We start from the raw sequence: 12408 nt of genomic DNA on the forward strand, positions 1-12408 counted from the left end.
GGGAGCTTGCTCCCGCTGGAGTGCGAAGCGCTCCCTGCACTCCATCAGGCACACCGCATTTACAGGTTTTACGACTGCTTCGCAGCCGAGCGGGAGCAAGCTCCCTCGCCACAAAGGTTGTGCTGATTGCACACACGCTATACATCACAGTTACATCAACTGGAGAACGTCATGAGCAAAATCGCAATCATCGGTGCCACCGGTCGTGCCGGTAGCCAACTGTTGGAAGAAGCCCTGCGTCGCGGTCACAGCGTCACCGCCATCGCCCGCGACACCTCTAAAATCGGCCAGCGTGCCGGTGTCGTCAGCAAAAACGTCGACGTGCTCGATGCTGCCGCTTTGCAAGCCGCCGTCGCTGGTCATGATGCAGTAATCAGTGCTGCACATTTCTCCACCATCCCCGCCAGCGCCGTCATCGAGCCGGTGAAGCAGGCCGGGGTCAAGCGTCTGCTGGTGGTGGGCGGTGCCGGTTCGCTGTTGCTGCCGGGCGGCACACGGGTGATCGACAGCGAAGGTTTTCCGCCGGAGTACAAGGCTGAGGCCAGCGCCGGTGCCGATTTCCTCAACACCTTGCGTCAGGAACAGAACCTGGACTGGACCTTCCTGTCGCCGTCGGCGGAGTTTGTCGAAGGTGAGCGTACGGGCACGTTTCGAGTCGGCAAGGATGACTTGCTGGTGAGTGCGCAGGGCCGCAGCTGGATTACCTTTGCCGATTACGCGATCGCGTTGCTGGATGAAGTGGAAACACCGAAGCATTCCCGCCAGCGGTTTACGGTCGGGTATTGAGTGATTGATCGTTCCCACGCTCTGCGTGGGAATGCCTCAACGGACGCTCCGCGTTCGGCTCCGGATGGGACGCGGAGCGTCCCGGGCTGCATTCCCACGCGGAGCGTGGGAACGATCATCGGGGGGGCGGTTACCGTGCCTGCGCCTGCTCCACCAACCACCCCATCAATTCGCGCAACTTCGGCGAAGGCGCAGGTTTTTCGGGGAACACCAGGTAATACGCCAATCCGGTTTTCACCTTCAAATCAAAGGGCATGACCAGCCGCCCGGCGCTCAGGTCATCGCCGATCAACGACCAATCGCCAATCGCCACGCCTGTCCCCTGGGACGCCATCGACATCGCCAGGTCCAGGGTTTCGAAGTGCTGGCCCTTGCCGACATTACTCAGATGAATATCCGCCGCTTTCAACCAGGCTTTCCAGTCCCGTTCATCCCGGGTCGGATGCAGCAACAAGTGTTGTTGCAGGTCTGCCGGTGTCTGCAAGGCCAGTGGCCCTTCAAGCATCGGCCGGGAACACACGGGCGTCAGTTGCTCATCGAACAAATGATGGGAGGCCAGTGAGCTCTCCGGCGGCGGGCCATACATCACCGCCGCGTCGAACTGTTCACGATGAAAGTCCACGCCGTGTTTCACCGTGGTGGTCAATTCCACCGGCACATCCGGGCGTTCCTTTTGCCACTGCAACAGGCGCGGCAACAGCCAGCGCATCACGCAGGTCGGCGCCTTGAGTTGCAAGGTTTCGCGCTTCTCGCCGATCTGCTCCACGGCCTCATCGATCAGGCCGAAAATCTGCTGCACCCGTGGCAACCACTCACGTCCTTCGGCGGTCAGGCTCAAGCCCCGCGCCTGGCGAATGAACAGTTCATAACCCAGATGATCTTCCAGCCCGGCGATCTGCCGGCTCACCGCGCCTTGGGTGATGTGCAGCTGTTCGGCGGCCCGGGTGAAGTTGCAGCACTGCGCGGTGATCAGAAAAGTGTGCAGCGCCGGCAGGGGAGGCAGTCGTTTCATTGGGATCCAAGGTATGACGTGAGGACATGGCTAGTATGACTTTTTATCCATTGTTGCGGCTATGTGTCGCCCGTTCCAATGAGGCCATTCCCGGGCCTGCCAATCCATCATAAACACTGCGCAGGCCCGGCGTCTCAAACGAACAAAAAGGGCAAACACATGGCGACGTGCGGCGAAGTATTGGTCAAGTTACTCGAAGATTACGGGGTCGAGCAGGTGTTCGGCATTCCCGGGGTGCATACCGTGGAGCTGTATCGTGGGCTGGCCCGTTCGAGCATCAACCACGTCACTCCACGTCATGAACAGGGCGCCGGGTTCATGGCCGACGGCTATGCTCGCACCAGCGGTAAGCCGGGCGTGTGCTTCATCATCACCGGCCCCGGCATGACCAACATCACCACCGCCATGGGCCAGGCTTACGCCGACTCGATCCCGATGCTGGTGATCTCCAGCGTGCAATCGCGCAGCCAATTGGGCGGCGGGCGCGGCAAGCTGCATGAGCTGCCGAACCAGAGCGCACTGGTCGGCGGCGTGGCGGCGTTCTCCCATACCTTGATGTCGGCGGCGGAATTGCCGGGCGTGTTGGCGCGGGCCTTCGCGCTGTTCCAGGCCGGGCGTCCGCGTCCGGTGCACATCGAAATCCCGTTGGACGTACTGGTCGAAGAGGCTGATGACCTGCTCGCCAGCGTGCCGGTGAACATCGACCGCGCCGGTGCTTCGCCCAGCGCGATCAGCCGCATGACCGACCTGCTGGCCGGTGCCAAACGCCCATTGATTCTCGCGGGTGGCGGCGCCATCGATGCGGCGGCCGAGCTGACTGAACTGGCCGAGCTGCTGGATGCGCCAGTGGCCCTGACCATCAATGCCAAAGGCATGCTCGAATCCAGCCACCCGCTGCTGATCGGTTCGACCCAAAGCCTGGTGGCCACCCGTGCGCTGGTGGCCGAGGCTGACGTGGTGCTGGCCATCGGCACCGAACTGGCCGAAACCGATTACGACATCACCTTCGCCGGCGGCTTCGAAATCCCGGGCGTGCTGCTGCGCGTGGACATCGACCCAGACCAGACCGTGCGTAATTACCCGCCGAAGGTGGCGTTGGTGGCCGACTCGCGCAATGCCGCCCAGGCCCTGCTGAGTGCGCTGTCCCACAAGTCGCTGGCCGAGCGCCGCAACGACTGGGGCCAGGTGCGCGCCGCTCGCTTGCGAGAAGAGCTCGCCGCGACCTGGGACGCCCCGACCCTGGCCCAGACCCGTTTCCTGGAAACCGTGCTGCACGAATTGCCGAACGCGGTGTTCGTCGGCGATTCGACCCAACCGGTGTACACCGGCAACCTGACCTTCAACCCGGAGCGTCCGCGTCGCTGGTTCAACTCGTCCACCGGTTACGGCACCCTCGGTTACGCCTTGCCGGCGGCGATTGGCGCCTGGCTCGGTGGCAGCGTCGAAGGCGGCACGCGCCCTCCGGTGGTGTGCCTGATCGGCGACGGCGGCCTGCAATTCACCTTGCCGGAACTGGCCAGTGCGGTGGAAGCGCGTACGCCGGTGATCGTGTTGCTGTGGAATAACCAGGGCTACGAAGAGATCAAGAAATACATGGTCAACCGCGCCATCGAGCCGGTGGGCGTGGACATCTATACCCCGGACTTTATCGGTGTGGCCAAGGCCCTGGGCTGTGCGGCCGAAGCGGTCAACAGTGTTGACAGCTTGCGTGATGCGTTGCGCCTGGCCACCGATCGTCAGGGCCCGACCCTGATTGAAATCGACCAGACCCAGTGGATGAAGGCGGTGTCGCAATGAGTGCTCCCATGACCTTTCCGACGACCCTCGACGGCCTGTTCATCGATGGCCAATGGTCCGCTGGCAACGAACATCTGCGTGTGATCAACCCGGCGACCGAAGCCCTGCTGACCACCGTTAACGGCGGCGATGCTCACGCTGTCGATCAGGCCGTCACGGCTGCGGCCAACGCGTTCAAGCAATGGTCGAAAACCACCGGTGCCGAGCGCGGGGCGATCCTGCGCAGAATCGCCGCGGGCGTGCAGGCCGGGCGCGAACAGTTGATGAAGTTGCAGTCGAGCAACAACGGCAAACCGCTGTTCGAAGCGGCCATCGACGTCGACGACGTGATCGCCACCTTCGAGTATTACGCCGGTCTGGCTGAAGGCCTGGACGCGAAACAAGACAGTGTCGTGGCATTGCCGAGCGACGATTTCAGCGCCCGTTTGCGCCGCGAACCGTGCGGTGTGGTGGGGCTGATCGTGCCGTGGAATTTCCCGATGGTCACCACCGCCTGGAAACTCGCCCCGGCCCTGGCCGCCGGTTGCTGCGTGGTGCTCAAACCGTCTGAAGTGACGCCGCTGCCGGAGCTGGAACTGGCGACGATCATTGCCGAGGCCGGTGTGCCAAACGGTGTGTTCAACCTGGTCTGCGGCACCGGCCTTGCGGTCGGCGCACCGCTGTCGGCTGACCCGCGCATCGCCAAGATTTCCTTCACCGGCAGCAACGCGGTGGGCGTGCAGGTGATGCAGCGGGCGGCGGAAACCGTGAAAGGCGTGAGCCTGGAACTGGGCGGTAAATCCTCGCTGCTGGTGCTCGCCGATGCCGATATCGAACTGGCCGTGGAAGTGGCCTGTGGCGGCGGTTTCTTCAACGCCGGGCAGATGTGTTCCGCGACCAGCCGCGTGCTGGTCGCCGATGAACTGGCGGATGAATTTGTCGCGCGATTGAAGGCCCGTGCCGAAGCCATTCGCGTGGCCGACCCGTTCGACCCGAACGTGGAGATGGGCGCACTGGTCAACCAGGCGCAATACCAGCGGGTGCTGGGCCACATCGATCGCGGTTTGAGCGCTGGCGCGAAGCTGATCTGCGGCGGCAATCGCCCGGCGGACCTGTCGCGCGGATATTTTTTGCAGCCAACCGTTTTCATCGACGCGCCCCTCGAGAGTGCGTTGTGGTGCGAAGAGATTTTCGGTCCGGTGATTTGCGTGCGCAGTTTCAGCTCTGAAGCCGAGGCGATCGCCTTGGCCAACGACAGCCCGTTCGGTCTGGTCGCCAGTGTGGTCACGCGCGACAGCGAGGCCGCCGATCGGGTCGCCAGCGCTTTGCAGGCGGGGCTTGTGTGGATCAACGCGCCGCAAGTGATCTTCCCGCAGACCGCCTGGGGTGGCTACAAACAGAGCAGCATCGGCCGCGAATTGGGGCCGTGGGGTTTGCAGGCGTTCCAGGAAATCAAGCATGTGATTCGGGCCGTCTGACAGCACGAAAACAGTGAGCGCATGCCTCTTGATGAGGCATGCGCCAACGTCATGGCTTCAATGAGTTTTTATCGATAGTCAGGTGTTTTGCACGACCTCAGGATGAACCCGCCGGCACAGCTCAAGTCCTTTGAAACCGGGGACTTTAAGCCGATCTGGCCGCGCGGATGCAACGGTTGCGACCAACCTCATACTTAAAAAAACAAAGGGAGTCCTTCATGGGCAAGCATGATCTGAACAGACGTCAATTCATCAAAACCGTGGGTGTGGCGTCGGTAGCCGCGGCAGCCATGAGCATGCCGTTCATCCGGGCCAATGCCAGCGACACGCGCTTTGCGGGCAAGACCCTGCGCTTGCTGACCTGGTCCGATGACACGGGCCTTGCAGCATTGCGCAATATCGCGGCGACCTTCGAAGACAAGTACGGCTGCAAGGTCATCGCTGACCGCACCGGCAGTACCTCGGAAATGGTCGCCAAACTCAAGGCCGGCGGTGATCGTCCACAGTACGACATCATCACCCTGGCCGGCGTCGGCGCCGAAGGCCTGGCCGCCGCCAACCTGCTGGAAAAACCCGACCTCAACCGCATCCCCAACCTGGTGGACGTGCCGGAGAAATATCGCACCGGCGCCAATGGCCACGGTATCGGTTACCTGCTGTGGTGCAACAGCCTGGTCTACAGCACCCGTACCCAGAAAGAAGCCCCGGACAGCTACGCCGCGATGTGGGACGCCGACCTGGCGCCGAACATTTTCCTGCCGCCGCCGAACTGGACCGAGGCCATGGACCTGATCATCATCGCCGCCAAACTGGCCGGTGGTGACGAACACAACATCGAGCCGGGCTTCAAGAAACTCGCCGAGCTCAAGAGCCGCGTGGTGACCCTGGGTGAAAACCCGAACCAGATCGCCGAGCTGTTCCGCACCGGGTCGCTGGACATGGGCGGCTTGTACGCACCGGCGTTTTTCCCGAAACAGATCCGCGACCCGGCCTACGGTCTGGGCGCCACGTTCGGCATGAAGGAAGGTTTCTACACCGACCTGATGCTCTCGGTGATGCCGAAAAACCGTCCGGGCGATACCGACCTGGCCTACGCCTTCATCAACCACTCTCTGGACCCGCTGGTGCAGGGCAAGATGGCCGAAGACATCTACAACGGTCCGGTCAACGCCAAGGCGATCATCTCCGCCGAAGCCCGCAAGAGCCCGTACATCCTTACGCCGGAGCAGATTGCCGAGAAGGCGATCATGCACGACAACGCCTTCCTGGCCACCGTGCATGACCAATGGATTCGTCGTTACACGGAAATCTTTTCTTCCTGATTTCTGCGGTTTGAAGATTCATTGTGGCGAGGGAGCTTGCTCCCGCTCGGCTGCGTAGCAGCCGCAAAACCAGGCACCGCGTTCTATCTGAAAGGGCGCGGTGATTGATTGGGGTCGCTGCGCAACCCAGCGGGAGCAAGCTCCCTCGCCACAGGTTTTGCCGAATCTCAGTCTTGCTGCTTTCCATTGACGAGACCCTTGCTATGGAACACCAACCTCTGACCCATCCGGTAAGCGTCGCACCCACGCGCGCTAATCGGGGTGTCTCACCGACAGTGCGTGCGTGGTTTTTCCTCTCGCCGTCGATGCTGTTTCTCGGCGTGCTGATTGCCGCCAGCCTCCTGGTGCTGCGCATGAGCGTGGGCACCAAAGGTGCGGAGTGGTCCGGCTTCAGCCTGGCCAGTTACGCGCAATTGCTGGAACCGTACTACCTCAAATCCTTGCTGCTGACCCTGCGCCTGGCGCTGATCAGCGCGGTGATCGCGGTGCTGCTGGCGATCCCGGTGGCCTACACCATGTCGCGGCTGACCTCACCGTTCGTGCGGCGGATTTTCCTGGCGGCGGTGCTGTTGCCGTTGCTGGTCAACCTGTTACTGCAAAGCTATGGCTGGCTGGTGATTCTCGGCCCGGGCGGGATGCTCAATCAGGCGTTGATGGGCCTGGGCCTGATCAAGCGGCCGATCATGCTGCTGTACAACCAGAACGGCGTGTTGATGGGCCTGGTGCAAACCGCGTTCCCGTTGGCCGTGCTGCCGATTGCCAGTGCCATGCGCGGAGTCGCCCGCACTTACGAAGAAGCCGCTGCAACCTTGGGCGCCAGTCGCCTGCAGGTGTTTCGCCAAGTGGTGTTGCCGATGAGTTTTCCGGGGATCATCACCGGCGCGACGTTGGTGTTTGCCTACAACGCCAGCAGCTTCGTGGTGCCTTTGCTGCTCGGCGGTCGGCGCGTGCCGATGCTGGCGGTAATGGTCCATGACCAGATCGCCCCGCTGATGAATTGGCCCGCCGCGTCCGCTGCCGGCGTGGTACTGATCGTTACCACCCTGGCCATCATGACCTTGTCCGAATACATCACTGGCCGTCGTCGGCGCATGCTGGAGGCTTCCCAATGAGCACTTTGATCAAGAAGCGTCAGTCGTTGCTGCCGGGCGATACCGGCAAGTTCGCCGGCATCCTCTCGGGCTTCATTTTGCTGTTGGCGGTGCTGCCGATCCTGACCATGATCGTCATGTCATTCAGCGGCGCGTCGAACCTCGACTTTCCGCCCAGCAGCTACAGCCTGCAATGGTACAAGGCCGCCTGGCACACCTTCGTCTCACCGGATGCCAGCGACGTGCTGAGCCTGGGCAAAGCCATGAGCACCAGCCTGATGGTGGCCTGCCTGACCATGATCTTCGCCACGATCATCGCGGTGCCGGCGGCTTACGCGCTGACCCGTTGCGAGTTCCGTGGCAAGGCCGTGGCGCTGCAATTGATGTCGCTGCCACTGGTGTTCCCGATGGTGGTGTTGGGCCTGGCCTTGCTGCTGGTGTTCGACAGCCTGCCATTCCAGATCACCACCTCGCGGCTGGTGATTGCCCATGTGATTCTGGCGCTGCCGTTCGTGGTGAAAAACTGCACGGCAGCGATGCTCTCCATCGGCAGCGAAGTCGAAGAGGCCGCGCAAATGCTCGGCGCTTCACCGACTCGGGCGATTGTCGATGTGGTGGTGCCGTTGATGAAGTCGGGGATTCTGGCGGGCATGCTGCTGGCGTTCATCGTCTCGTTCAACGAATTCACCGTGACCTATTTCCTCTACACCATCGACGTCATGACCGTGCCGATCTGGATGTACAGCCGCACCGTGTCATCGCTCGACCCTACCGTTTTCTCGTTTGCCGTGCTGATCGTGCTGATCGACTTCGTGCTCATTTGGGCGCTGGAAAAGTTGGTTGGCGAAGGCGGCGTTTCGTTCTGATTTCTTGAGGTGATTCAAATGACTGGTCTGATTCTGGAAAACGTCGAGAAACATTACGGCTCGGCCTGCGCGGTAAAGGATGTAAACCTGCATTTGCCCGAGGGCAAACTGGTGTGTTTCCTCGGCCCGTCGGGCTGCGGTAAAACCACTTTGCTGCGGATGATCGCCGGGCTCGAAACCCTGACCGGCGGCGAGATTCGCCTGGACGGTGAAGACATCGGCCATACCCCTGCGCATCAGCGCAATTTCGGTATGGTGTTTCAATCCCTGGCGCTGTTCCCGCACATGACGGTGGGGGAGAACATTGCCTATCCGTTGAAACTGCGTGGGGTCAGCAAGGCCGATCAGCAGGCGCGGGTGGTGGAGTTGCTTGAGCTGATTCAACTGCAGGAAATGATTGATCGCCCAGTGGCAAAACTCTCCGGCGGTCAGCGTCAGCGCGTGGCGATTGCGAGGGCGATTGCTTCGCGGCCGAAAATCCTGCTGCTCGACGAACCGCTGTCGGCGCTGGACGCCAAGTTGCGCGAGTCGATGCAGGTGGAAATCCGTCAGCTGCAACAGCGCTTGAACATCACCACCATCATGGTCACCCACGACCAGCGCGAAGCCATGACCATGGCCGACATCGTGGTGGTGCTGGGTGAGCATCGGGTGCAGCAGGTGGGCACGCCGATTGAGATTTATCGGCACCCGGCCAATGAATTCGTCGCGGACTTCATCGGTTCGGGGAATATTTTCCCGGCCACGGCGTTGGGCAATGGCAAGGTCAGCCTGCCCGGCGGTGATGCGCTGCAAGTGCCGATCTGCAGCAGCATCGTGGTGGGGGAGAAGGTGAAAATGCTGATTCGCCCCGAAGACCTGCAATTGTCGCAACCCCAGGCGACGGCGGGGAATCGCTTGCTGGGTAAGGTGACGTTTGTGCGGGATATCGGCGCGACCATCGAAACCACCGTCGAATGTTCCGGGGTGTCGTTTACCGCGTTGAGCACGCCGTGTCAGGACGTTGGGTTGAGCATTGGCAATCCGGTGTCGGTGACCTTGCCGGCTGAGGCGTGCCGAGTACTGAGCGCCTGAACAAACACCGCCATCCTCGTAGGAGCGAGGCTTGCCCGCGAAGGCTATTTCATACTCAGCATTGATGCTGGCTGATACGACGCCTTCGCGGGCAAGCCTCGCTCCTACAGGGTATGAATCTGACTACACGGACAACCGCAACCGCGCCAAATCCCGCAGCGGCGGTGCCCCGAACAATCGGCTGTACTCGCGGCTGAACTGCGAAGGGCTTTCATACCCCACCCGATACCCCGCCGCCGACGCTTCCAGCCCTTCGGCCAGCATCAACCGCCGCGCTTCTTGCAGGCGCAACTGTTTCTGATACTGCAGCGGACTCATCGCCGTCATCGCCTTGAAGCGGTGATGCAGCGTCGACACGCTCAGGTTCACTTCCCGCGCCAGGTCGTCGATGCGCAGCGGTTGCTCATAATTGCCGTTGAGCCATTTGATCGCTTGGCTGATGCGATGGCTCTGGCTGTTGGCGATGGCAATCTCATACAGCCGATGTCCCTGCTGGCTGCGCAACAGCCGATACAGAATCTCCCGACGAATCAGCGGCGCCAGCATGGCGATGTCTTTCGGTGTGTCCAGCAAACGCGCCAGGCGCAGCACGGCGTCGAGCATGGCCGCGTCGATCCGCTCGACATACAGGCCTCGGCCCGTGGGCCGTGTGGGCAGGCCGATGGGGCCGGCGTCGGCAATCAGCGCGGTGATTTCCGCCGGGTCGATGTCCAGCCGCACCGCGAGGATCGGTTCTTCGGGCGAGGCATTCACCACCCGCCCGCTCAGGGGCATCGAGACCGATACCACCAGGTAATTCAGCGGGTCGTAATTGAAGTGTTCGTCCGCCAACCGAACTTCCTTGCGTCCCTGGGCCATGATGCACAGGGCCGGTTGGGCCAGCCCCGGGGCGAAATCATGGGATTTGCTGTGACGCGACATGAACAGCGAACCGACGGCGGTGGCATAGGAACCATCGTCCAGCGTGTTGCGACGGATGAGGTCGGCCAGTTCCGCGCGCTGTTTTTCCATGTCAGCGGGAAGCGGAGCCTGAAAGTGATCGAGCGACGACATGCAGGGAATCCTCCGTGAAGTGTTGGTCATGGGCCGAGCTTAAATTTGTGCAAGGGACAGCGGTAGACACATCCTGTCAAAAGCTTGCCTGATTCTGCGCGGGGTGAATACACGAGGCTGCCATAGCAGGGCAATGTGGATGAAACTTGCTTAAAAGTGGTGTGACAGCGGTGTGACAATACTTTGCGCGCTGTTACAGAGGCTTTTTGCAGTTGCGCAGGATTGTGCAATAAGCCGGCAGAAATCGACTAACGCTGACTGTGATGCGCCGCCTAATCTTGGATCCTGTCGCAGCCCGTCCCACGGCTGCCACTCGACTCCCTGGGAGGGTTGAACATGTCTACGCAGATCCCCGTCAGTCATATGGCCTTCGTTCGCGCCCGCGCCGGGCGTTCGGCAGAACTCGGTGCGCGCCTGAGCGCCCTGATCGAACCGTCGCGCAACGCGCCGGGTTGCCTGAGCTTCGCCCTGCAGCACTCGCAATGTGATCCCGAGCTGTGGCTGGTGTCCGGTTTCTGGGCCAGCCAACAGGCGATGACCGCTTACTTCGGCAGCCCGGCGATGCAGATTTTTACCGAGCTGGTGCAGGAAATGGTGGTCAACAGCCTGGATTTCCATACTTTCAAGGATGTCTCGGCGACCCAGGCCCTCGGCCAGTCCCAGGCAGCGGTACACAAACTGGCCGGTTGAGGGTTTAATGGCGCAACTCTCCATTAGCCAGGATCCGCGACATGGCACGTAAAGCTTTTGAACACTTCGAAGCCGTTTCAGCAGTAGTACCGAGCGAGGGCGGTTACCACGCCGCGATTGCCGTCAAAGCCCTCGGTGGTTCCGGTGCCCCGGTTTTTCACAAAGTGCTGGAAGGCCAGACGTTCAAGACCGCTCATGAAGCCGACGAGGCCGCGGCCAAAGAGCTGACCCACCTCAAAGACGTCAAACAAGACGCCGACCTGCTCTGGTAATCACTTGACCGCCCCCGGGCGGAACATCTTGAACAGTGCCTCTGGCCCCAGCTGAAAATAATCCGCTGGCCCGCCGCCGCGCAGAATCGGTTCTGCCGCGGCGGTGTCGTACACCCCATCCTTCAACAGCCATTTGGCGATGTGCACGGCGACCACTTCGCCGAGAATCAGCCAGCTCGGCACCACTTCCTTGTTGGCGCGCTGCAACTGAATGATCTGCGTGACCTTGCACTCGAAGGACACTGGGCTTTCGGCGACCCGTGGCACCTGAATGATCTTCGACGCGGCGGTGGTCAGCCCGGACAGTTCGAACTCGTTGACTTCCGGCCCGACCATGGCGCAGCTCTGGTTCATCTGCTCGGCCAGCGGACGCGTCGCCAGGTTCCAGGCGAACTCGCCGGTCTGCTCGATGTTGTTCAGGCTGTCTTTGCGCCCGACACTGGAAAACCCGATGATCGGCGGGATGTAGTTGAAGGCGTTGAAGAAGCTGTAGGGCGCCAGGTTCAGGCGACCGTTGGCGTCCTGGGAGGAAATCCAGCCAATGGGACGCGGGCCGACGATGGCGTTGAACGGATCATGGGGCAGGCCATGGCCGTTGGCGGGTTCGTAGAAGTGGATATCGTCGGGCATGGAGTGAGTTCCTGAGGGCGTTCGGGAGGTGAGCATGGTGCAAGGGCCAGCGGCAGATTTCAATCAGTGGGAGTGGGGCTTCTGTGGCGATCACCGGGTTTTGCTTTCCCCAGAAATGACTAAGCCCGGCCAGAGCCGGGCTGTGTGGTGCGTACAGGGATCAGTTGGTACGGGCAGCGTCGGTGCGATCGACGCTGTCGGTAGCGACTTTGGCCGCGTCGGTGCGGCTGTCGTCAGCGGTGTTGCTTTGCGCAGTGAAGACGGCGGAACCGGTGCGGTCGTAACCATCGGCGGCGAAGGTATTGGCCGCCAGCACAGAGAGGGTCAGGGCAAGCATCAGTTTGGTTTTCATGGGTAA

The 12408-nt window shown here is 61.5% G+C and carries 13 protein-coding genes; 9 read left to right on the forward strand and 4 right to left on the reverse strand.

All coding sequences use genetic code 11. The features are described 5' to 3' along the window. Window positions 1-171 precede the first annotated feature (171 nt). The gene (locus tag LOY28_RS05760) at window positions 172-786 is read left to right on the forward strand and encodes an NAD(P)-dependent oxidoreductase (RefSeq protein ID WP_138866899.1); all 615 of its coding nucleotides are present in this window, start codon (window positions 172-174) and stop codon (window positions 784-786) included. 130 nt (window positions 787-916) lie between these two features. Here the strand turns inward: LOY28_RS05760 and LOY28_RS05765 are convergent, their stop codons facing one another. Then, on the reverse strand, window positions 917-1798 hold the full coding sequence (locus tag LOY28_RS05765) for a LysR substrate-binding domain-containing protein (RefSeq protein ID WP_018926562.1): 882 nt from the start codon (window positions 1796-1798) through the stop codon (window positions 917-919). Window positions 1799-1957: 159 nt separating this feature from the next. Between LOY28_RS05765 and LOY28_RS05770 the strand changes: the two genes are divergently transcribed. From LOY28_RS05770 to LOY28_RS05795, 6 genes are all read left to right on the forward strand, one after another. Continuing rightward, the gene (locus tag LOY28_RS05770) at window positions 1958-3595 is read left to right on the forward strand and encodes a 5-guanidino-2-oxopentanoate decarboxylase (protein WP_258613200.1); all 1638 of its coding nucleotides are present in this window, start codon (window positions 1958-1960) and stop codon (window positions 3593-3595) included. 8 nt (window positions 3596-3603) lie between these two features. Then, window positions 3604-5052: an aldehyde dehydrogenase family protein gene (locus LOY28_RS05775; RefSeq protein ID WP_258613201.1), complete on the forward strand. Its 1449-nt coding sequence runs from the start codon at window positions 3604-3606 to the stop codon at window positions 5050-5052. Between the two features lie 218 nt (window positions 5053-5270). Next, window positions 5271-6374, forward strand: a complete 1104-nt coding sequence (locus LOY28_RS05780) for an extracellular solute-binding protein (protein WP_019651395.1) — start codon at window positions 5271-5273, stop codon at window positions 6372-6374. Between the two features lie 203 nt (window positions 6375-6577). Further along, on the forward strand, window positions 6578-7486 hold the full coding sequence (locus LOY28_RS05785) for an ABC transporter permease (RefSeq protein ID WP_019581522.1): 909 nt from the start codon (window positions 6578-6580) through the stop codon (window positions 7484-7486). Further along, window positions 7483-8331 carry an ABC transporter permease gene (locus LOY28_RS05790; protein WP_258613202.1) on the forward strand — a complete coding sequence of 283 codons (849 nt, stop codon included), beginning with the start codon at window positions 7483-7485 and terminating at the stop codon, window positions 8329-8331. Before LOY28_RS05785 ends, LOY28_RS05790 begins: the two co-directional genes overlap by 4 nt. A gap of 18 nt (window positions 8332-8349) precedes the next feature. Continuing rightward, on the forward strand, window positions 8350-9405 hold the full coding sequence (locus LOY28_RS05795) for an ABC transporter ATP-binding protein (protein WP_018926556.1): 1056 nt from the start codon (window positions 8350-8352) through the stop codon (window positions 9403-9405). Between the two features lie 123 nt (window positions 9406-9528). On the opposite strand, the gene LOY28_RS05800 is transcribed toward LOY28_RS05795, so the two are convergent. Next, window positions 9529-10458: an AraC family transcriptional regulator gene (locus LOY28_RS05800; RefSeq protein ID WP_258613203.1), complete on the reverse strand. Its 930-nt coding sequence runs from the start codon at window positions 10456-10458 to the stop codon at window positions 9529-9531. Window positions 10459-10794: 336 nt separating this feature from the next. Here LOY28_RS05800 and LOY28_RS05805 point away from each other — a divergent pair, with 336 nt between their 5' ends. Both LOY28_RS05805 and LOY28_RS05810 read left to right on the forward strand, forming a co-directional pair. After that, window positions 10795-11148 (forward strand): antibiotic biosynthesis monooxygenase family protein, encoded by a 354-nt coding sequence (locus tag LOY28_RS05805; protein ID WP_258613204.1) that lies wholly within the window; start codon window positions 10795-10797, stop codon window positions 11146-11148. A gap of 41 nt (window positions 11149-11189) precedes the next feature. Continuing rightward, window positions 11190-11420: a hypothetical protein gene (locus tag LOY28_RS05810; RefSeq protein ID WP_018926553.1), complete on the forward strand. Its 231-nt coding sequence runs from the start codon at window positions 11190-11192 to the stop codon at window positions 11418-11420. On the opposite strand, the gene LOY28_RS05815 is transcribed toward LOY28_RS05810, so the two are convergent. Together LOY28_RS05815 and LOY28_RS05820 are read right to left on the reverse strand one after the other, a co-directional pair. Next, window positions 11421-12050: a flavin reductase family protein gene (locus tag LOY28_RS05815; protein ID WP_018926552.1), complete on the reverse strand. Its 630-nt coding sequence runs from the start codon at window positions 12048-12050 to the stop codon at window positions 11421-11423. Window positions 12051-12210: 160 nt separating this feature from the next. Continuing rightward, window positions 12211-12402 carry a hypothetical protein gene (locus LOY28_RS05820; protein WP_018926551.1) on the reverse strand — a complete coding sequence of 64 codons (192 nt, stop codon included), beginning with the start codon at window positions 12400-12402 and terminating at the stop codon, window positions 12211-12213. Between the last annotated feature and the right edge of the window lie 6 nt (window positions 12403-12408).

The sequence above is a fragment of the Pseudomonas sp. B21-017 genome (genome assembly GCF_024749245.1).
Classification (GTDB): Bacteria; Pseudomonadota; Gammaproteobacteria; order Pseudomonadales; family Pseudomonadaceae; genus Aquipseudomonas.